The sequence below is a fragment of the Natronobeatus ordinarius genome (assembly GCF_024362485.1).
Lineage (GTDB): Archaea > Halobacteriota > Halobacteria > Halobacteriales > Natrialbaceae > Natronobeatus > Natronobeatus ordinarius.
In genome coordinates, this window is sequence record NZ_CP101456.1 from 604,064 (window position 1) to 622,623 (window position 18,560).

Annotated in this window: 21 protein-coding genes; 11 read left to right on the forward strand and 10 right to left on the reverse strand. The window is 64.8% G+C overall.

Annotated features, from left to right (window positions below):
• Positions 1–7 precede the first annotated feature (7 nt).
• Positions 8–1,297, reverse strand: a complete 1,290-nt coding sequence (locus NMQ09_RS03115) for a M48 family metallopeptidase (protein ID WP_255192992.1) — start codon at positions 1,295–1,297, stop codon at positions 8–10.
• A gap of 208 nt (positions 1,298–1,505) precedes the next feature.
• Here NMQ09_RS03115 and NMQ09_RS03120 point away from each other — a divergent pair, with 208 nt between their 5' ends.
• The 3 genes from NMQ09_RS03120 (at position 1,506) to NMQ09_RS03130 (ending at position 4,891) form a co-directional block, all read left to right on the forward strand.
• Positions 1,506–1,847, forward strand: coding sequence for an SHOCT domain-containing protein (locus NMQ09_RS03120; protein ID WP_255192993.1), 342 nt, complete (start codon positions 1,506–1,508; stop codon positions 1,845–1,847).
• A gap of 2 nt (positions 1,848–1,849) precedes the next feature.
• Positions 1,850–4,141 (forward strand): heavy metal translocating P-type ATPase, encoded by a 2,292-nt coding sequence (locus NMQ09_RS03125; RefSeq protein WP_425607254.1) that lies wholly within the window; start codon positions 1,850–1,852, stop codon positions 4,139–4,141.
• A 78-nt stretch (positions 4,142–4,219) separates the two neighbouring features.
• Positions 4,220–4,891 (forward strand): hypothetical protein, encoded by a 672-nt coding sequence (locus NMQ09_RS03130; protein ID WP_255192994.1) that lies wholly within the window; start codon positions 4,220–4,222, stop codon positions 4,889–4,891.
• 13 nt (positions 4,892–4,904) lie between these two features.
• On the opposite strand, the gene NMQ09_RS03135 is transcribed toward NMQ09_RS03130, so the two are convergent.
• Positions 4,905–5,270: a group I truncated hemoglobin gene (locus NMQ09_RS03135; protein WP_255192995.1), complete on the reverse strand. Its 366-nt coding sequence runs from the start codon at positions 5,268–5,270 to the stop codon at positions 4,905–4,907.
• 113 nt (positions 5,271–5,383) lie between these two features.
• On the opposite strand from NMQ09_RS03135, the gene hemC reads away from it, so the two are divergent.
• The gene (gene hemC, locus NMQ09_RS03140; RefSeq protein WP_255192996.1) at positions 5,384–6,523 is read left to right on the forward strand and encodes a hydroxymethylbilane synthase; all 1,140 of its coding nucleotides are present in this window, start codon (positions 5,384–5,386) and stop codon (positions 6,521–6,523) included.
• Entirely contained in the window at positions 6,504–7,256 is a 753-nt protein-coding gene (locus NMQ09_RS03145; RefSeq protein ID WP_345781276.1) for a uroporphyrinogen-III synthase, read from the forward strand. The genes hemC and NMQ09_RS03145 overlap by 20 nt, the downstream gene beginning before the upstream one ends.
• Positions 7,257–7,273: 17 nt before the next feature.
• On the opposite strand, the gene NMQ09_RS03150 is transcribed toward NMQ09_RS03145, so the two are convergent.
• Positions 7,274–7,900 carry a hypothetical protein gene (locus NMQ09_RS03150; protein WP_255192997.1) on the reverse strand — a complete coding sequence of 209 codons (627 nt, stop codon included), beginning with the start codon at positions 7,898–7,900 and terminating at the stop codon, positions 7,274–7,276.
• A gap of 176 nt (positions 7,901–8,076) precedes the next feature.
• Here NMQ09_RS03150 and recJ point away from each other — a divergent pair, with 176 nt between their 5' ends.
• On the forward strand, positions 8,077–9,537 hold the full coding sequence (gene recJ / locus NMQ09_RS03155; protein ID WP_255192998.1) for a RecJ family nuclease: 1,461 nt from the start codon (positions 8,077–8,079) through the stop codon (positions 9,535–9,537).
• Here the strand turns inward: recJ and NMQ09_RS03160 are convergent, their stop codons facing one another.
• Positions 9,538–10,290 carry a PHP-associated domain-containing protein gene (locus tag NMQ09_RS03160; protein WP_255192999.1) on the reverse strand — a complete coding sequence of 251 codons (753 nt, stop codon included), beginning with the start codon at positions 10,288–10,290 and terminating at the stop codon, positions 9,538–9,540.
• Between the two features lie 934 nt (positions 10,291–11,224).
• Complete coding sequence (locus tag NMQ09_RS03165; RefSeq protein WP_255193000.1) at positions 11,225–11,614, reverse strand: hypothetical protein; 390 nt, start codon at positions 11,612–11,614, stop codon at positions 11,225–11,227.
• 149 nt (positions 11,615–11,763) lie between these two features.
• On the opposite strand from NMQ09_RS03165, the gene NMQ09_RS03170 reads away from it, so the two are divergent.
• On the forward strand, positions 11,764–12,132 hold the full coding sequence (locus tag NMQ09_RS03170; protein WP_255193001.1) for a DUF5783 family protein: 369 nt from the start codon (positions 11,764–11,766) through the stop codon (positions 12,130–12,132).
• Positions 12,133–12,187: 55 nt separating this feature from the next.
• Positions 12,188–12,544 carry a NifU family protein gene (locus tag NMQ09_RS03175; protein WP_255193002.1) on the forward strand — a complete coding sequence of 119 codons (357 nt, stop codon included), beginning with the start codon at positions 12,188–12,190 and terminating at the stop codon, positions 12,542–12,544.
• A 9-nt stretch (positions 12,545–12,553) separates the two neighbouring features.
• Here NMQ09_RS03175 and NMQ09_RS03180 read toward each other — a convergent pair whose 3' ends face one another.
• The 3 genes from NMQ09_RS03180 to NMQ09_RS03190 all read right to left on the reverse strand — a co-directional run bounded on the left by NMQ09_RS03180 (position 12,554) and on the right by NMQ09_RS03190 (position 15,195).
• Positions 12,554–13,453: a ketopantoate reductase family protein gene (locus NMQ09_RS03180; RefSeq protein ID WP_255193003.1), complete on the reverse strand. Its 900-nt coding sequence runs from the start codon at positions 13,451–13,453 to the stop codon at positions 12,554–12,556.
• A 141-nt stretch (positions 13,454–13,594) separates the two neighbouring features.
• Positions 13,595–13,888, reverse strand: a complete 294-nt coding sequence (locus NMQ09_RS03185) for a DUF7130 family rubredoxin-like protein (RefSeq protein WP_255193004.1) — start codon at positions 13,886–13,888, stop codon at positions 13,595–13,597.
• Between the two features lie 269 nt (positions 13,889–14,157).
• Positions 14,158–15,195: a tyrosine-type recombinase/integrase gene (locus NMQ09_RS03190; protein WP_255193005.1), complete on the reverse strand. Its 1,038-nt coding sequence runs from the start codon at positions 15,193–15,195 to the stop codon at positions 14,158–14,160.
• Between the two features lie 120 nt (positions 15,196–15,315).
• On the opposite strand from NMQ09_RS03190, the gene NMQ09_RS03195 reads away from it, so the two are divergent.
• Positions 15,316–15,471, forward strand: coding sequence for a hypothetical protein (locus NMQ09_RS03195; protein ID WP_255193006.1), 156 nt, complete (start codon positions 15,316–15,318; stop codon positions 15,469–15,471).
• Positions 15,472–15,576: 105 nt separating this feature from the next.
• Here NMQ09_RS03195 and NMQ09_RS03200 read toward each other — a convergent pair whose 3' ends face one another.
• A complete protein-coding gene (locus tag NMQ09_RS03200) occupies positions 15,577–15,894 on the reverse strand; it encodes a hypothetical protein (RefSeq protein ID WP_255193007.1) in 318 nt (105 codons plus the stop codon).
• Positions 15,891–16,535, reverse strand: coding sequence for a PadR family transcriptional regulator (locus tag NMQ09_RS21060; protein WP_345781277.1), 645 nt, complete (start codon positions 16,533–16,535; stop codon positions 15,891–15,893). The genes NMQ09_RS03200 and NMQ09_RS21060 overlap by 4 nt, the downstream gene beginning before the upstream one ends.
• A 210-nt stretch (positions 16,536–16,745) precedes the next feature.
• On the opposite strand from NMQ09_RS21060, the gene NMQ09_RS03210 reads away from it, so the two are divergent.
• Positions 16,746–17,057: a helix-turn-helix domain-containing protein gene (locus NMQ09_RS03210; RefSeq protein ID WP_255193008.1), complete on the forward strand. Its 312-nt coding sequence runs from the start codon at positions 16,746–16,748 to the stop codon at positions 17,055–17,057.
• Positions 17,058–17,488: 431 nt separating this feature from the next.
• A complete protein-coding gene (locus tag NMQ09_RS03215; RefSeq protein WP_255193009.1) occupies positions 17,489–18,559 on the forward strand; it encodes a hypothetical protein in 1,071 nt (356 codons plus the stop codon).
• Position 18,560 lies beyond the last annotated feature (1 nt).

Below are 18,560 nucleotides of genomic sequence, written 5' to 3' on the forward strand. Positions count from 1 at the left end.
GCGACGCTCAGCCGGCCGTTCCGACCGGCGAGGGCGACGGTTCGTCTCCATCATCCTCGCTTAGCTCCTGGATGTACCGGATCCGGTCGGGAATCGGCGGGTGGGTGTAGTGAAACGTCGCGTACAGCGGGTGGGGAAACGGGTTCGAGAGGTTCTCGCTCGTGAGCCGACAGAGCGCGTCGATCAGCGGCTCGCCGTCGCCCATCACCGCGGTCGCGAAGGCGTCGGCCTCGCGCTCGTGAGCCAGCGAGAGCCGGTTCTCGAGCGGCCGGCTCAGCTTCGCCAGCGGCTGGAGCCACAGCAGGCCGACGAGCAGGCCGGCGTAGACGGTCTCGGGGAGGGCGAACAGCTCGTAGAGCCACGCCGTCTCGAGCAGGAACCAGAGGACGGCCAGCATCGCCCCGACGCGAACGACGCCTGCGGCGAAGCCCTTCCAGACGTGGCCGAACTTCCAGTGGGCGAGTTCGTGAGCGAGCACGCCTTCGATCTCCGACAGCGCCATCCGCTCGACGAGCGTGTCGAACAGCACGACGCGTTTCGTCCGGCCGAAGCCGGTGAAGTAGGCGTTCGAGTGCGCCGACCGCCGGCTGGCGTCCATGACGTAGATCGCCTCACAGGAGAAGCCGGCGCGCTCGAAGACGCGTTCGACCGCCTCGCGGAGCTCGCCTGCCTCGACGGGTTCGAAGTCGTTGAACAGCGGGGCGATCACCCGCGGGTAGACGACTAGCATTCCGAGGGAGAACGCGGTGAACAGCGCGAGCGCGGCCACCGGCCAGTACGTCGGCACGAGTTCGACGAACCAGAGCACGCCGCCGGCGAGGGCGCCGACGAAAACGACCGAGATGGCCGTCCCGAGCAGCAGGTCCTTCACGAACAGTCCCGGCGTCGTCTGGTTGAAGTCGAACCGCTCCTCGAGGACGAACGTGTCGTAGACGTCGAACGGCACCGAGAAGAGCCGGAGGCCGACGATCAGCGCGGCGACGAAGGCCGCACCGGTGACGACGGGGCCGTAGCCCAGTCCCTCGAGTGCTTCGACGAACGCCGACAGCACCCCCGAGTAGAGGACCGCGAGCACGAGGGCGACGACCGCCCACGTCCGGACCACAGAGAGCGTCGTCTTCGCCCGCTGGTAGGCGACGACCCGGTCGGTGTCCTCGAGGTCCAGTCGATCCTCGACCCAGTCGCGTTCGCGCTCGAGCGTCCGTGCGCCGTAGCGGAGGTTCAGGATCGACAGCGCGGTGAAAAACGCCGTCGTCCCGACGAAGAGGACGAGGAATGCGACGTGGTAGGCGAGCATGGTCGTAGCGTGACGCGCCGGCGGGATAACGGTTTCTCGCACGAATGGTTCGCCTGCACCGACGTAACTGTGGGCTCGAGGCCACCGCCGGACGACCGGTCGCTCGCCCGACCGGTTGCTCCGGCTGATCCACGCCTCGCAAAAAACGGACGTCACCGGTCGCGAAACCACTGGGGATACTATTAGGTCGTTCCACGTACCTCTTCCTATGACAGAGACTGACTCTCTTACCAGGGCAGTCCTGCTCGTCCTGGTGCTCCTCCTGCTCGTCCCGGTGGTCGCGATGACGTTCGCGATGCCGATGATGGGCGGGCACATGTGGGCCTGGAACGACGGAACGGGCGTCGGCTGGCTGTGGTTCGTCACGTGGCTGGTCCCACTGGGCGTGCTCCTCGGCGTCGGCTACCTGCTGTACGCCGCGTTCACCCGACAGGATAGCCAGGGCCGGGACGACCCGGCGCTCGAGGAACTGCGTCTCGCCTACGCCCGCGGGGACATCTCGAGCGAGGAGTTCGAGGAGCGACGGACGCGTCTGGAACGGAGTGAGTGACCGTGTCCGACGGTGACGACCACGCCCACGACGTGGTGACCGACCACGGCTCCGGCGGCCACGCGCCAGGGCGGACGCTCGAGCGAGGCGAGCGGCCGACCGACCGCACCTGTCCGTGTTGTCGGGTGTGCGGGCTCGAGGGTGACCGCCAGGCCGAGAGGAGCGTCGAACCCGACGACGTCGCGGATCAGTCCGATACCGAGGCCGTCGATCCGGACGAGGAGGCGGCCGACCACGCCCACCACGGCCCGGGACACGCCGATCACGACGAGGCCCACGTGGATCACGCCGGCCACGAGGACCTGTTCAGGCGGCGCTTTGTCGTCTGTCTCGTCCTCTCGCTGCCGGTGCTCTACTACAGCCCGATGCTCCAGGCGTGGTTCGGCTACGCGGCCGTTGCGTTCCCGGGGAGCGAATTCGTCGGGCCCGTCCTCGGCGTCGTGATCTTCGCCTACGGTGGCGTCCCGTTCCTCCGGATGGGCGCCGTCGAGGCGCGCAACCGCGAACCCGGAATGATGTTGCTGATCTCGCTCGCGATCACCGTCGCGTTCGGCTACAGCCTCGCGGCCGTGGGCTTCGGGATCGGCGAGCCCTTTTTCTGGGAGCTCGTGACGCTGATCGTCATCTTCCTGCTCGGTCACTGGATCGAGATGCGCTCGATCAGGCGCGCCTCGGGCGCGCTCGACGAACTCGCCGAGTTGCTGCCCGCGACCGCCGAGCGGCTGACCGAGGACGGCGACACCGAGGAGGTCCCGGTCGACGACCTCGAGGACGAGGACCTCGTGCTCGTCCGGCCGGGGACGAACGTTCCCGCCGACGGGGTCGTCGAGGAGGGAGTCTCGAACGTCACCGAGGCGATGATCACGGGCGAGTCCAAGCCGGTGTCGAAGGAGCCGGGCGACGAGGTGATCGGCGGGACGACCAACCGGGACGGCAGCCTGCGCGTTCGCGTGACCGCCACGGGCGAGGAGACGACCCTGTCGGGGATCGTGCGGCTGGTCGAGGAGGCCCAGGAGAGTCGCTCGCGGACGCAGGTGCTCGCCGATCGCGCCGCGGGCTGGCTGTTCTACGCGGCGATCGGGGTAGCGGCGATCACGGCCGTCGCCTGGACCGCCGCGGTCGGCTTCGGCCTGCCGGTCGTCGAGCGCGTCGTCACCGTGCTCGTCATCGCCTGCCCACACGCGCTCGGCCTCGCGGTCCCGCTGGTCGTGGCGATCAACACGACGATGGCCGCAGGCGAGGGGATGCTCGTCCGCGACCGCATTGCGATGGAGCAGGCGAGAGAGCTCGACACGGTCGTCTTCGACAAGACCGGTACCCTCACCGAGGGGGAACAGGGCGTCGTCGACGTCGCGACGATCGAGGGCTGGGACGCCGACGATGCGCTGGCGCTGGCGGCCGCTGTCGAGGGCGACTCCGAGCACATGATCGCCCAGGCAATCCGCGAGGAGGCCCGGGGGCGGGACCTCACCGTCCCCGACGTGCGCGGGTTCGAGGCGCTCGAGGGACGGGGCGTCCGCGCGACCGTCGAGGCCGACGCCGTCGCGATTCCCGGCGGCGACGGCGGGTCGCGAGAGGAGGCGGCGGTCTCCGTCGGCGGCCCCAACCTGCTTCGGTACCTCGAGGTCGACCCCGGCGACGAGCTCGAGCGCTTCGCCGACCGGGCCGGCGAGCGCGGACAGGGCGTCGTCTACCTCGTCCGCGACGACGCGGTCGTCGGCGCACTCGCGCTCGCGGACGTGATCCGCGAGGAGAGCGTCGAAGCCGTCGAGGCCTTAGCCGAGATGGGCGTCGAGGTCGCGATGCTCACCGGCGACGACGAGGACGTCGCCCGCGCCGTCTCGGCGGAGCTGGGCATCGAGACCTACTTCGCCGAGGTGTTGCCGGCGGACAAAGACGAGAAGATCGTCGAGTTACAGGAGCGAGGCGACCTCGTGGCGATGGTCGGCGACGGGGTCAACGACGCCCCGGCGCTAACGCGGGCGGACGTCGGCATCGCCATCGGCTCCGGGACGGACGTGGCCGTCGAGTCGGCCGACGTCGTCCTCGTCGAGAACGATCCGCGCGACGTGGTCAGCCTGGTGCGCCTGAGCCGGAAGAGCTACCGGAAGATGCAGGAGAACCTCGCCTGGGCGGCGGGCTACAACGTCTTCGCGCTGCCGCTGGCGGCCGGCGTGCTCGCGCCCATCGGTATCCTGCTCTCGCCGGCCGTCGGTGCGATCTTGATGTCCGCGAGCACGGTGATCGTCGCGATCAACGCCCAGTTGCTCCGACGGGCGGACCTCGAAGGGTGACGTGGCGGCCCCGCTCTTCTCACCCCCGGCAGCGAACGGTAAACGTATCCGCCGTCGGTCGAAACGTCCCGTCCAGCGATGACGCCGGCCGTCCGCTCGAGTGCCGAGGAGGTCAACTGGGCCAGGCTCGCAGAACGGCTGTGCTTTCTCTTCCCGCCGGTGATCGGCGTCGGGGCCATCGGCGTCGTTCGGGAGCTCGATCCGGGCGTTCCCGGGCTGGGTCTAACCCTCGTGCTGATCAGCACCTTCGGTTACACCCTGCTGACCGTCGGGCTGGCGCTCGCGCTGTTTCTCGACGCCCGACGGATCCGAACCCGTTCGAGCGTCGCCTGGCGGCCGAATCCCTGGCTCAACGCCGCGTTCGCGGTCGTCTGGGCGCCGGCGGCTGGCGTCGGCTACCTCTACCGGCGACACCGCCACTTCGGCACCCGTCCGGGCTGGTCGGGCTGGTGGCTCGTCGTCGCCCTCTCGCTCGTCGCGACCCTGCTCGGTTCGGCCGTCGCCACGGTCGCGGTCGTCCTCGAGCTGCCAGGGTTGCTCCTCTCTGCGGTCGCGATCGCCGGTGCGATCGCCGTCGGCGCGTTTCCGGTGGCGATCCACCAGGACGCCGCCTACGTCTGTACGCGCAAGACGGCCTGGAACCCGAACCCTGGTGGCTACCTCGGGCTGGCGTTCGTGAGCCTGTTCGTCCCGCCGATTCAGCCGGTGCTCGCGGCGTACTACCTGTACAAACGCCGACGAGCGCTCTGACAGGGGGTCGACCTCAACCGCTCGCGGTGACCACCGGCTCCCGATAGGACTCGAACGCCCCGAGCACGGCCTTGCGTTCTCGCTCGCCCACGTCGAACGCGACGAGCGCCTCCTCGAGGTGGGCTGCGATCACGTCGACGTCCGCGTCGTCGATCTCGAGGTGGGCGTGTGCCGCCTCCATCTCCGCGCCCGTGTACTCGACTGGTCCACCGGCGACGGCGCTGAGAAACTGCGTCTGGTGGGCGCGCTGTTTCTGCATGTCCGTTTCGTCGAAGAAGTGCGCCACCCGCTCGTCCGCGAGCACGCGCTCGTAGAAGTCGTCCACGACTGTTGCGATCGACGCCCCGCCACCGAGTCGTTCGTAGAGTGTCTGACTCATCCGATTGTTGGGTTACCGTTCAGAACACGTGAATTTTCGTCCGAACACGTTCGCTTCCAGCTCGCCGCCGCCAGAGCGTGCGCTTTTAATCGCCGTGGCGTCGAGGGGTGACCATGAGAACACGTGGGACGTTGCGACTGGCGACGCGGGGGTCGACGCTCGCCCGACGACAGGCGGGGCTCGTCAAGGAGGCGCTGGAGGATCGCCGCTACGAGGTCGAACTCGTCACCGTCGAGACGACCGGCGACCAGATCAGAGACGAGTTGATCCACCGCCTCGGCAAGACCGGGGCGTTCGTCCGCGAACTCGACGAGCGCGTCCTCGAGGGCGACGTCGACGGCGCGATCCACTCGATGAAGGACGTGCCGACCGAACAGCCGAGCGAGCTCGTGACCGCGGCCGTCCCCGAACGTGGCCGGCCGAACGACGTACTGGTCACGCCCGACGGCCTCGAACTCGAGGAGCTCCCCGAGGGTGCCGTCGTGGGGACCTCGAGCCTCCGTCGGCGGGCGCAGCTGCTCTCGACCCGGTCGGATCTCGAGGTCGAGCCGCTTCGCGGAAACGTCGACACGCGCCTCGAGAAGCTGCTCGCACCCGCGCTGCAGGCCGAGCACGAGGAACGCAGCGAGGCGGACAAAGAACGCAAGGGGAACGTCGGAAACGAGAGCTACAAACCCGACTACGACGAGGACGAGGACGAACCCCGGACGGTCGACGACTGGTTCGACGAGCTCTCGGAGATCGAAAAGCAGGCGCTCGGGCGCGAGGTCGACGTCGCCTACGACGCGATCGTCCTCGCCGAGGCGGGCCTCGAACGCAGCGGTCTGGCACACCACGTCGAGTACCGGCGGCTCCCGCCGACGCAGTTCGCGCCCGCGCCCGGCCAGGGCGCGCTGGCGGTGACCGCCCAGGATGGCGAGACCGCCCGCGAGCTCCGGGAAGCGATCGATCACCCCCGGACGCGCGTGGAGACGACCGTCGAGCGGATCCTGCTCGCCGAACTCGGCGGCGGCTGCATCGCCCCGATCGGCATCTACGCCGTTGTCCAGGGTGAGTACGTCCACGCGAGCGTCCAGGTGTACGACCGCGACGGCCAGGAGTCGGTGATAGCAACCCGGGACCTCCCGGTCGAGACCTACCCGAAGGCGACCCGGGAGTTCGCCGCCGACCTCGCCGACCGCGGCGCGGCCGACCTGATCGCGGCGGCCCGGAAAGAGGCCGACGAGATCGACGATGCGCCGGAGGGAAAGTGAGATGCCCGGCCCGGCGATCGCCGTCTTCCGACCCGACGACGGTCGTCTCGCCGACGCCGTAGACGTCCTCGAGTCGCGGGGCGCGGCGCCGGTCCCGGACCCCATGCTCGCTACCGAGCCGACGGGGGCGACCCCGCGGACGGACGCCGACTACGTCGTTCTGACGAGCACGACCGGCGTCGAGCTCGCCGTCGACGCAGGCTGGTCGCCGGGCGATGCCACCGTCTGTGCCATCGGTCCGACCACCGCCAATGCCCTCTGCGAGGCCGGCTCCGACGTCGACGTCGTCCCCACGGAGTACACCTCGAGCGGCCTCGTCGACGAACTCGCCGAGGCGGTCGACGGCGCGCGCGTCGAGATCGCCCGTAGCGACCACGGCAGCGCCGTCTTACCCGACGGACTCGAGGCCGCCGGCGCGTACGTCCACGAGACGGTCCTCTATCGCCTGGTCCGTCCCGAAGACAGCGGCGAGTCGGCCGAAATCGCCGCCAGGGGCGACCTCGACGCAGCGCTGTTCACCTCACCGCTCACCGTCGAACACTTCCTCGAGGCCGCCGAGGACCGTGGCGTGGCCGACGAGGTACGCGACGGCCTCGAGTCGACCGTCGTCGCCGCGATCGGCGAGCCGACCCGGCAGGCGGCCGCGGAACTCGACCTCGCAGTCGACGTCGTGCCCGAGGATGCGACGTTCGAGACGCTCGTCGACGCGGCGATCGAGCGACTCGAGGAATAACGCCCGAATCGGTCGGGCTACTCGTCGCCGGTGTCGTCGGTCCGCTCCGGGTCGTCGTCGGGTTCGCTCCCGACGCTCGAGTCGTCTCCTCGAGCCGGCTCACTGGACTCGCCTCGGCTCGACTCGTCGTCTTTCTCTGACGTTCCGACGACCCTGTCGGTCACCAGGTCGGCCGCCGGGTCGAGGGTGTAGTACAGCCGCGCGGCGACGAACGCCAGCGGCGGTAGCGACAGCACCAGGAAGCCGACGTCGTAGATCCACGTGGGGAGCAGCGACGTGACCGCTGGCGCGAGGCCCCAGTGGGCGACGATCACCGCGGCCAGAAGCACGAGCCAGTAGACGACACTCGAGACGTTCTCGACGATGACTCGTGGCGCGTCGAAGACGAGTCGCGTGAGCGCTGCGAGATCCGAGGCGAGGTGGACGAGCAGCGACACCACTGCGAGGGTCGCGATCGCGCGCACGATCGCGGCGAGCGAGAGTTCGATGGCGGGGACGACGTGGTCGATTCCCGGGAGCAGCGAGCCCAGATACAGGAGGACGGTCACTGACGCGATCGCGAGGATCAGCTTACTCGCCGACCGCACTCGCTGCCGGCTGTTGACGCGCTCTCGGATTCGAGAGTCGTTTTGTGTCGTACTCATTGTAGTCGGTTCCTGACCGTGCCGTTCCTATGAATGTTCGACTCGGTTGAACGTCGTTTTCGACGGAGTGAACCGTTGATGAACGGTTCATCGGCCGATCGGGGTCGACGAACGGTTCCGTCGCCTCCGGCGTCCGATCCGCACCTTTATCTCGCAAGGCGAACCAATCGCCGATGATGGACGGACCGGTTCCCGAACTCGCCGACAGGGCCGCCGCGTGTGCCGAGCGCCTCCAGCGATCCGATCGCGTCCTGCTCGCCTCCCACATCGACGCCGACGGCCTCACCAGCGCCGCGATCGCCTCGAGCGCGCTCGAGCGCGCCACGATCCCCCACGAGGTCGTCTTCGAGAAACAGCTCGACGAGGCGGCCATCGAGGCTATCGCGGCGACCGAGTACGACACCGTGCTCTTCACGGACTTCGGCAGCGGTCAGCTCGACGTCATCGCCGAGTACGAGGCTGCGGGCGAGTTCACGCCCGTCATCGCCGACCACCACCAGCCCGCCGACGCCGACACCGAGTACCACCTCAATCCCCTGCTCTTCGGCATCGACGGCGCCTCGGAGCTCTCCGGAGCAGGTGCAAGTTACGTCCTCGCACGCGCACTCGAGAACGGCACCGAAACCGACAACCGCGACCTCGCCGCGCTGGCCGTCGTCGGCGCCGTCGGCGATATGCAGGCCTCCACCGGCGAACTCCACGGCGCGAACGAGGGCATCGTCGCGGAGGGACGCGAAGCGGGCGTCCTCGAGACCGCGACCGACCTGGCGATTTACGGCAAGCAGACCCGACCGCTTCCGAAGCTGCTCGAGTACGCCAGCGACGTTCGCATTCCGGGCATTTCGAACGACACCGGCGGCGCGCTGCGCTTTCTCGACGGGCTCGACCTCGAGTTGAAACGTGACGGCGAGTGGCGCTGCTGGGCCGACCTCACGAGCGAGGAGAAGCAGGTCGTCGCCAGCGCGCTCGTCCGGAAAGCCGTCTCGAAAGGGGTCCCGGCACACAAGATCGACGATCTGGTCGGCACCGCCTACGTCCTCAGCCAGGAACCCGTCGGCACCGAGCTGCGCGACGCCAGCGAGTTCTCGACGCTGCTCAACGCCACCGCCCGCTACGAACGGGCCGACGTCGGCCTCGGTGTCTGTCTGGGCGACCGCGACGAGGCGCTCGAGCGCGCCCGGGCGCTCTTGCGCGATCACCGGCGCAACCTCTCGGCCGGGATCGACCTCGTCACCGAGGAAGGTGTTACCCACGAGGAGCACATCCAGTGGTTCCACGCGGGCGATCGCATCCGCGAGACGATCGTCGGCATCGTTGCCGGCATGGCGATGGGCAACGCCGGGATCAGCCGGTCGAAGCCGATCTTCGCGTTCGCCGAGAAGCGCGCGGAGCCACGATCTGCGAACCGAAGCAGCGAAGCCGCGGCGGACGGCGAGGAGGTCAAAGTCTCCGCCCGCGGAACGTACGGGCTCGTCAAGCGGGGCCTCGACCTCTCGGTCGTGATGGGTGAGGCCTCGCGCGCGGTCGGCGGCGACGGCGGCGGCCACGACGTCGCTGCCGGCGCGACGGTGCCGAAAGGCGAGGAGGAGTCGTTCGTCGAACGCGCCGACGAGATCGTCGGCGAGCAGCTCGCCTGACTACGAGCGGTCCATCGACGCGGGGACCGTCGGCACGAGCGGCGTCCGCGAGGTAACGAGGTACGTCGACTTGCGAACGGCGCCTTTGGCATACTGCACCGTACTCTTGTGGATCGGCGTTCGCTTGCCACGGATCTGGGTCCGCCCCTCGAGGATGGCGTCGATGAGGTCGTCGCCGTCGATGTCGGACTTCGCTACGCCAGGCGCTGTGGGCGTGACGAGGATTTCGGTGTAGGCTCGACCGACGTTCGGCAGGTAGTGGGCATCGCTCGCCCCGATTTCGGGGTAGCCGCGGCGTCTCGCAAACGTTCGTGCCCGCCGGTTTCGGTAGCCGGTGAACACCATCGAGTTGTACGCTTCGATTGCGTCGGCGTCTTTGATGTGGCGTTTCCGAACGCCGTGGCGGCTCCGCTGGAACGGGTGTGGGACGATGGCAATGCCGCCGAGATCGCGGACGCGTTCGACGGTCTGCATAAACGGCTGGCCGGGGTCGGGGCGTGATTCGACACCCACCGCGAGCAGGTGGCCGTGGCCTGTCGACACCTCGACGCCGGGAATGCCGATCAGCCCGTACTCCGGTGCGATGTCGGCTGCACGGAGCGACTCGCCGATCTCGTCGTGATCGGTGATGACGACGCCGTCAAGGCCGATGTCGGCGGCGTGTTCTAAGATGAGTTCGATCGGTTCACGACCGTCGTACGAGTCATCCGAGTGGACGTGAAAGTCGATAGCGAAGGGGATAGGAGACGTCATTGGACCACCAGGCGGGTTCTTCTCAGTTAATACCTCGTTGTCGATCATAAGCACTGCGCCTGTCGCTGACCGACGCGGCAGTCGATTTAGTATCGTAATATATGGTTTACTACGTTACGAACGAGCCGCTAGGTTCGCCCAGCACGCCCTTCGGACAGGAGTCGAAGCTGTCGTCTTCGCTTACGCGGTGCGAGACCGTGGAGCACGTGGGCGTCTCGCATCCTGGGTCTCCTCGGAAGGTCGGGTGACTCTAGCGTGTTACTCGAGTCGATCCCCGAGTCACGGACGTCGGTTCTGAAACTGCTCTCGGGTTCACCACGTTCCGGTGGCGGTCGCGATGGGGCTCCGTGAACGACTCGTTTCGTGTCGGGCTGGTACCCCAGTACTGGTGTGCTCGAGTCGGTCAGCGTTCGAACGCGGTGGTCGTTCCGCCGACTCAGCGGCCGGGTGGGGCGAAGGACTCTCCTGTTTTCGGTGATGGACTGGGCTGTGGGACGTCTCTTCGTCGAACCCAACGAACTCGGCGCTTTCGTGCGCGCGTACAATTCATCCAGCGAGCCATCGGTCTCGCCGCCCTGAGTTGGCTTGTTCCACTGCTGAATTGGCACCAAGTTCCGAACCAGGGATCGACATTGGCTTCCTTCCCTCCCGATTACCTCGCCAGAGCAGCCGATCGATACGGGGTGTCCACCTCGCGAAACCGGGGTGTGCGTGTCGACTTGCCCCTCCGCTGTGTTTGCCGCTCGGTCCGGCGATCTGACTCGACTCGCAGTCGACGGTCCATCTCGGTTGGCAGACGTGGTTCTCCGCGACGTGCCGGGCCAGCTGACCACTTGCGTCTCTCGGCCGTACCTGTGGAGGCCGAATCGATTCGTTCACCACGCCATATACTGTATGATGGTATATGAATTACTGGTCGTTGGTCGGTAACCTACTATCGAAGCTGCGACGCCCGTTCGGGAACGAAATCGGTCAGCGAGACGTTTGTGAGGGCAGAGTGGATCTCGACCGGATCGCGCGGCTCGTCGACGATCTGGTGGACCCGACTCATACACTCGAGCAGTCCCTCAAGCGCAGCGTTTCGGGTGGAGACGTGACCGATCGACTCGGTGATCGGCGGCTCGGCGATCGGATGCCGGTAGCGAAGTTCCCAGCACCGGCTGATACCGAGGCAGGGATGGGAACGGTCGGCGTCGGTCAGCTCCGCGATCAGTTCGATCGGCGGCCGGCTACGCCTGTAGGCGAGTCGATCGTCACGGACCTCGGCCGGACCCCACCCGGGTGGAAGCGCCTCCGGCGGGATGGGGGTACGGTCGGTTGGCATGTACGTTGGCAGTGGCTACTCGGTGGGGTGACCGTTCGGCTTGCGTACTCACCTCCCGTATGTAGGGTACCCATACTGGGTCATCGATCCTGATCGTCCGGTTGGGACCGATCGTCCGACTTTTGTCGTCACCACTCCTCGTCTCAAGCATGGCCGACTTCGATCCCGAGAAGTTCGAGGACAAGTACGCGAACTACTTTCCCGAACTCCAGCAGGCGTACAAGAACGCCTTCAATCGGATGAACGACCGCTACGACTCCACACTCGTCCACGCCATCGACCAGCAGGTGCTCAACGAGAGCGAGCCGTTCTACGAGGGTAGCGCGGAGCAACGCTCCGCGGACGATTCGAACGGCGAGCCGCGAGAACATGATGGCGAGTTTCGAATCGAACTTCCCGAGGATCCCTACGACCGGCTCGTCGGCGTGACCGTCGCCGAAGATCGGTTCGAGGAGGTCCTCGAGAAACACGTCGAGGAGATTGAATCCGAACTCGAGCGCATCTTCGGCTTCGCCTGAGAGCCGAAGGTACCGACGCGGAAGGTCTAAGGAGGTTCACACCCAACCTCGAAGCATGAGCACCGAGACCCAGGACGGAGACGACCTCGAAGAGCGCGTGACGAACTTCCTGCGCCGGAACTTCCCGCAGATCCAGATGCACGGCGGCAGCGCGGCGATCCAGGACATCGACCGGGAGACGGGCGAGGTCACGATCGCCCTCGGCGGCGCCTGCAGCGGCTGTGGCATCTCGCCGATGACGATTCAGGCGATCAAGAGCCGGATGGTCAAGGAGATCCCAGAAATCGAGCAGGTCCACGCCCACACCGGGATGGACGGCATGGGCGGCGGTGGCGGCATGAGCCCCTCGTTCCCCGGCGAGACCGTCGACGACGACGGCGAGGAAGACGAAGGCCCGCAGGCACCGTTCTAATTTTCCCCGCTAGCGAAGCCCCGCCCCTCGCTCCCACGTCCGGATCAGCGCCGTCAGCGTCCGGTTCGTCGGCACCTCGAGTCCGTACTCGGCGCCACGATCGACCACGTAGCCGTTGATCGCGTCGACTTCCGTCCGCCGACCCGCCCGGACGTCCTGGAGCATCGAGGACCGGTTTTTCGCCGTCGCCGTCGCGACCGACTCCGTTGCGGCCACCGCCGCTTCGTCCGGAAGGTCGACGTCACACGCGCGAGCGACGCGGGCGGTCTCGCGCGCCGCCGCTCGAGCGACGTCGTTCGCCTCCCCCTCGAGCACCGCCCCGTTTCGCGTCTGCGTGAGCGCCGTGACGGCGTTGATCCCGGCGTTGACCGCCAGTTTCTCCCAGAGCCGCCGCGGCACGTCGGTCGCCACGGTCGTCTCGAGGCCGGCCGCCGCGAACGCCTCGCCGACGCGGCTCGCGGTCGGCGACGACCCACCCTCGCGCGGCCCGAGGACGGCCTCGCCGATGCCGGTACACCGGACGACACCGGGACTCTCGAGGATCGCGCCGTAGGTCGCTGTCCCCGCGAGAACGGGGGCGTCGAGCGCCGCCGCGAGCGTCTCCTCGTTGCCCATTCCGTTCTGTAACGAGAGCACGGCGTCGATCGACCCCGTCGCGAGCGCCCCGGCCGCTTCGGCCGTGTCGAAGGCCTTGACGGTCACGACGGCGAGCTCTGCCTCGAGTCCCCGCCCGTCGGTCGTCGCCGCCGGGTGGACGTGGTCCTCGAGTTCGCCCTCGAGAGTCAGGCCCTCCCTGCGAACGGCCTCGACGTGTGGCTCGCGGCCGACGAGCGTGACGTCGTGTTCGCGCGCGAGGACGCCGCCGACGAGACTTCCCAGGCTCCCCGCCCCGAAGACGACGATCTCCATGCTTCGGCGTGGGAACGGCGACGTCAAAACGGTTGTCTTCGATCCTCGGTTCGATCGGCTCTCGCGGCCATCTTCGATCTCGGTCGGTTCTCGCGTCCTCCTTCGGTCTCGATTGGTCCTCGAGGCCGTCTTCGACTCCGGTCAGTCCTCGGTCCAGTAGTAGAGCTGCTCTTTCGGCGCGTCGCAGTTCGGACACGCCTCGGGCAGGTCGTTGTTGAGCTCACCCATCTCGCCGCACTCGGCACAGCGCCACATCAGGTGGGCCTCACCGAACTCCTTTCCCGACCGGACGTGCTCGACGCTCATTCCCTCGAGTCCCTCTCGAAGGGTGACGTAGAATCCATCCTCGTCGAAGCCGCGGATCTGGCCGATCTTGGTTCCGTCCTCCGCGTACACGGCGGTGCCGAATCCGAGGCGAGTGGTGTCGTCGACCATGGATAGGCCGACGATGCGAACGTTCATAAAGGGCGAGCGAGCGTCCGCTTGGATGCCCGGACATCGCGTGAGTGTGGGCAGAAACGGAGCGTGATCGACGTTGACAGATTCGAGCCACGCCGTCTGCTCGCTTCGTTCGCCGTCGTCTGGTTCGAATCTGACAGTGATCCCGTACCCGCGGCTCACGAGTTGTTCGCCGCGAGGTACATGGGCCCTGACGGGACAGGGCTTCTGACCCTTCGCGTAGGACGGGATTTCGGCTATCATCGTTACAAATCGGGGAGGTAGTCGCGGCGCTGTTCGGCCTTCTCGCGGTCGTTCCGCCGGTCGTAGTGGCGATCGAGGATGTCGTCGCTTGCGTCGAGTCGGTCACCGACGACCCGACGGGGGACGCCCTCGCGTCGGTACGCGGTCACCCGACCACTTCGGACGTCGTGCGGCGACCTCGAGGATGGGCACGTACTCGCCTTCGCGTAGTACGTCGCGTCACACTCCTCGAGGTCACGATCGTGTGGGCAGTCAGCCCCGTACCAGCACGGACGAGTGATGCTGTACATCGTGTCGCGAATCGTCGAGACAGTCGGTCGTCCTGCTCTCGTCGTCAGCAGCGGGTCCCGGCCGTGATCGTCAGTTACCCTCTCGCGCGGCCCGTCGATGTAATCCTGAAGAACGCCAGCAACGTGACCACTGATCGCGTTCCACCGCTCTCCCTTCTCTCCTTTCTTGAGCGGGGTGTCCGTCTCCGGTCGGTGGACGAACTGAAGCCCCGGCTTGTCGCCCTCGAGGTCGCAGTCGCGAAGGTCGAGCGATCGAACCCCACCGGCTCGAGCGCCGGTGTGCCACAGCAACAGCAGCGTGACGTGCTTTCTCGAGGCGTAGTGGTGCCGGTACAGATAGTCGAGAATTTCGACGGCGCGATCCGGCTCGAGTGTACTGTCGCTCACGCCTTCGGCCGCCGAAACCGTCGGGAGCGGAACCTTCGTGTACAGGTCCTCGGTAACCGCGTCGATGTCGGCACAGAACCGAAGGAATGCGCGCAACGTAGCGAGCTGCCCACGGAGCGTGATCGTCGCCACTTCGTCGCGGCCCTCACCCTGGCCCTCGCGTCGCCACACGCGATAGGCGTACAGGTCGCGGCCGGTGAGCGTGTTCAGGTTCTCAATCTCCTCCTCGGCGCACCACTGGGTGAACGACTCGAGGCGGTAGACGTGCGACGGGAGCGTGTTCTCGCTCAGTTCGTCGCGGCGTCCTTCGACGTACATTTCGAGGGCGCGCTGGGGGTCGATCGGCTCGAGGGAGTCGCTCATGCTGCACCTCCAGACTCAGCGCCCACATCAGCCGACCAGTCGGGCTTCGATCCTCTTGCCCCGGTACCAACAGGATTTGGAGGAGCAGTGATTACGGATTGCGTCCCTTGGTCGGGCAGGATGACGAACGAACCCGTTCGGAAAAAGGCCGCCGCGCAGTGTAAGAACTGCAAGAACATCTTCGCGTCCGAGGTCTGGGGCGACGGTTCGATCCGGCCCATCGGCGTGAAGCGAGGTTGCACCTGCGGAAACGGCGAGTTCCGATTGTTGGCGTGAACAGCCGCGGTCTCTCGTGCCTCGTTCACTCTGTTACCCCCGTCGAGTTCGCGAGAGACCGGTTCGGCTGCTGTGCCACGACAGCGACCCGATGTCAGTGTGTGCTCACGCACGTCGATCACCGTCGACGATCAGGTCCTCGAGGTCGTCCTGGTCGGCGTCCTGTTCCTCGTCGGCAAGTCCTTCGGTGAACGTCTCGACTTCGCGGCGGAACAGTCGGAAGAACTCGCGGGTGCTCTCCTCGGAACGCACCTGTGAGTGCTGTTTCGTGATCGAGGCGACCATCGACTCGAAGATCTGGTCTTCGTCCTCGAGCACGTCGATCCCGTCGGAGAGTCGCCGGTAGGCGAGCATCTTCTGGAACCCGCGCGTGTTGACGACGGCCGCGATCTCCTCATCGGAGAGTTCCGAGACGGCGATCACGCGTCGTCACCCCCGTCGGTGACGGCCACCGATAGCCCGCACGCGTCGGCGAGCGTGTGGGCGCGTTCCTCGAGCACGGCCCGGCCGCTCGAGGTCAGGGTGTAGCTGTTCGTCCGGCGGTCGACCTGGCCCAGTTCGACGAACCCGACATCGACGAGCTCGTCTAAGTTGGGGTACAGCCGGCCGTGGTTCACGTCGCCGTACTGGTCCTCGAGTTCGCGGCTGATCGCGAGCCCGTAGGTCGTCTCGTCGGCGTTCTCGAGGTGGAGGATTGCCTCGAGGCAGTCACGCTGGAAGCCGGTGAGGTCGGCCCAACTGGTGCCGCCGTCGGCCACAAGCTCGCGCTCGTCGGCGACGTCGACGTTGACTTGCGTGAGCGAGTATGGCGTCTCGAGGACCGAGACCAACTCGAACTCGTGCTCGGTCAGCGTCTCCTCGACGTGGTCGACGTCGGCGTCTTCGACGATGAAGTGCGCCCAGAACGAATCGAAGCCGGTGGTGATGCTGTCAGGGTCACCACCGTCGATCGCCGCGACGGCCTTCCGAAGTTCGTCGCGAACACAGCGAGCGTCAGTATTATTCGAGGGCGATGCATCTTGCCGTGCGTGGGGTCCTGGCCCCACATCAGTTCCGGAGTTCATTGCGATCACACGGAGCTGCCTTCTGGGCGGCGTGGCAGCGCCGCCCGATCTCACATACCAACGAGAGTCATCTTCAGCCGAGTTGGTAACTCCGCAGCTACCACAATGTATTGGTTATACATAAACGTATTGCTAAGGCATATTTGACTCAGATAGGCAACAACGACTAAATGCTGAGTAATAGGTTGATCTATCCCGTACTGTACAGCAATGAGGCAGTCGGGCACTTGGATGACGATCTGGGACGATCGCATCCTTGAAATCATACGGGACGAGGACGCTGGACGTGTGGGTGATTTAGCGGAACGAGATGCTATCCGCGTTTCTCAACCGTCTGTATCTCGTCGCTGCAAAAAATTAGCTGAGCACGGTTTACTCACACCGTTAGGGAACGGTGTCTACACAATCACCGAAGAGGGAGAAGCGTACCTTGATGAAGAGTACGACGCCGAAAACGGAGTGTATCTCAACCGAAACAACTCGCAGAGCGGTCCAAACGCCAGTGAAACCTCTCAATCCTAAATGTGCCGAAAACCAGCCCGGTGGATGTGTACGCTTGACGAACGGATTCTCGAGCACCTCGCAGAAGACTCGTGGTCGACGCCGAAGCACATGTCTCGAATCTTCAAGTTCGACGCGTCTCGAGGACGGATCGAGGAGCGTTGCCAGCTGCTGTCCCAAGTCGGTCTAGTCGCCCCGATCTTCGAAGGGAGCCACATGTACGAGATCACGGGTGAAGGACTGGAATATCTCGACGGCCGGCTTGACGTTGAACATCGGCCGAGGCCGTCACCTCGAGTGCTTCGTGGTTGAGCGTTCCGGGATTTTATTGCAGAAGCCGTGGCAAGGCCGGTGGAATACTTTGTCCCGACTGTTGATCACCTAGCGATATTTCTAGTTTGACTACAAGGCGGAATACTTTTGTGCTGGATGTCTAAGTGAAAGGTAGGACAATGAATGTGTTCTCGGTCGGAGATCGGGAATTCGCCGATAGGGTGAGTTTCAACCGATATCTGACCGAGAACTATTCTGTATCTCACAACAGTAATCTCCATATTATTGCAGGGATCACTGAGCACCCCTGGTCAAAGCTCATAGATATTTTGGAAAATAGTGGATACGAAGTGATTGAGGAACATGGGGAAATCCTCAAGATGAGGCGAGATTATGGATTGAACGGGCGTATTGAATTTTATTTATCTTTTGATGAGGAACTCCAAGTCATATTATTCTACACTAATATGCGGAAGACGGAAGAGATTGAAAATACAATTGAGGTGTTTTTAAATGACACTCCGGGTGTTCATTATCTGTATATAAGTCCTCGTGTGATGCAAAGTATTAGAGAAGATATTGCCGAAGAAGAGCCTGCAACTCAAATAACTCATTTCTCCGCAAAGCGAGTTTCTCATAGCGGTGTTTCCGCCCGGATCCGCCCTGACCATTCACGCACTATAGAATATCATGGAAACGATGGTCTGGAAACTATGCGGGAAATGGAGGAAAACTATGGGGTTCTTCCTCGTTTGATGGAATTTCGGGTACCTGATCTTTCAAAGTTCAAAATAAATAAAGAAGGGATATTTACGTTCCAGTCAGGTGACCTTGATTATTTGTTAGAACAAATCGAGACGTGTATTAAACAGGTTCTTAAGATCAAACGTGCTTACAACGATGCAGATTTCAAAATGGTCAGGACCTCTGATCAATTAGAAGTCCCGACTGCAGAACCTGCATCTATTACTCTCAAAAATCACCTCCAATACCATGAAGTCGATAATTTCAAGTCGAATATGAAGGATAATGGTTATGTCCTATTAGATACATTTGCAGAAGAGGGGTCACTCTACTTATCAAGTAAGGTTATTGATCAAGAGAAGAAGAACACTTTTCGTATAAAAGCTAACGAAGATGAGATCCGCGTTTTTCCACAAGGCGAAAAAGACATTGGCTCTTTTTTCCGATTCTATGAGTTTGTACAGGATACACTAGACGAAGACGCATCTCTGGAGGTTCACGCGTAAT

What these genes read in the sequence shown, in the direction of transcription:
- NMQ09_RS03170 (WP_255193001.1), top strand. Translation starts at nt 11,764, where the DNA reads ATGGCCGACTTCGATCCCGAGAAGTTCGAGGACAAGTACGCGAACTAC.
- recJ (WP_255192998.1), top strand. Translation starts at nt 8,077, where the DNA reads ATGGACGGACCGGTTCCCGAACTCGCCGACAGGGCCGCCGCGTGTGCC.
- NMQ09_RS03145 (WP_345781276.1), top strand. Translation starts at nt 6,504, where the DNA reads ATGCGCCGGAGGGAAAGTGAGATGCCCGGCCCGGCGATCGCCGTCTTC.
- NMQ09_RS03190 (WP_255193005.1), bottom strand. Translation starts at nt 15,195, where the DNA reads ATGAGCGACTCCCTCGAGCCGATCGACCCCCAGCGCGCCCTCGAAATG.
- NMQ09_RS03115 (WP_255192992.1), bottom strand. Translation starts at nt 1,297, where the DNA reads ATGCTCGCCTACCACGTCGCATTCCTCGTCCTCTTCGTCGGGACGACG.
- NMQ09_RS03215 (WP_255193009.1), top strand. Translation starts at nt 17,489, where the DNA reads ATGAATGTGTTCTCGGTCGGAGATCGGGAATTCGCCGATAGGGTGAGT.
- NMQ09_RS03135 (WP_255192995.1), bottom strand. Translation starts at nt 5,270, where the DNA reads ATGAGTCAGACACTCTACGAACGACTCGGTGGCGGGGCGTCGATCGCA.
- NMQ09_RS03180 (WP_255193003.1), bottom strand. Translation starts at nt 13,453, where the DNA reads ATGGAGATCGTCGTCTTCGGGGCGGGGAGCCTGGGAAGTCTCGTCGGC.
- NMQ09_RS03165 (WP_255193000.1), bottom strand. Translation starts at nt 11,614, where the DNA reads ATGCCAACCGACCGTACCCCCATCCCGCCGGAGGCGCTTCCACCCGGG.
- NMQ09_RS03185 (WP_255193004.1), bottom strand. Translation starts at nt 13,888, where the DNA reads ATGGTCGACGACACCACTCGCCTCGGATTCGGCACCGCCGTGTACGCG.
- NMQ09_RS03160 (WP_255192999.1), bottom strand. Translation starts at nt 10,290, where the DNA reads ATGACGTCTCCTATCCCCTTCGCTATCGACTTTCACGTCCACTCGGAT.
- NMQ09_RS03120 (WP_255192993.1), top strand. Translation starts at nt 1,506, where the DNA reads ATGACAGAGACTGACTCTCTTACCAGGGCAGTCCTGCTCGTCCTGGTG.
- NMQ09_RS03150 (WP_255192997.1), bottom strand. Translation starts at nt 7,900, where the DNA reads ATGAGTACGACACAAAACGACTCTCGAATCCGAGAGCGCGTCAACAGC.
- NMQ09_RS03175 (WP_255193002.1), top strand. Translation starts at nt 12,188, where the DNA reads ATGAGCACCGAGACCCAGGACGGAGACGACCTCGAAGAGCGCGTGACG.
- NMQ09_RS03195 (WP_255193006.1), top strand. Translation starts at nt 15,316, where the DNA reads ATGACGAACGAACCCGTTCGGAAAAAGGCCGCCGCGCAGTGTAAGAAC.
- NMQ09_RS03130 (WP_255192994.1), top strand. Translation starts at nt 4,220, where the DNA reads ATGACGCCGGCCGTCCGCTCGAGTGCCGAGGAGGTCAACTGGGCCAGG.
- NMQ09_RS21060 (WP_345781277.1), bottom strand. Translation starts at nt 16,535, where the DNA reads ATGAACTCCGGAACTGATGTGGGGCCAGGACCCCACGCACGGCAAGAT.
- NMQ09_RS03210 (WP_255193008.1), top strand. Translation starts at nt 16,746, where the DNA reads ATGAGGCAGTCGGGCACTTGGATGACGATCTGGGACGATCGCATCCTT.
- hemC (WP_255192996.1), top strand. Translation starts at nt 5,384, where the DNA reads ATGAGAACACGTGGGACGTTGCGACTGGCGACGCGGGGGTCGACGCTC.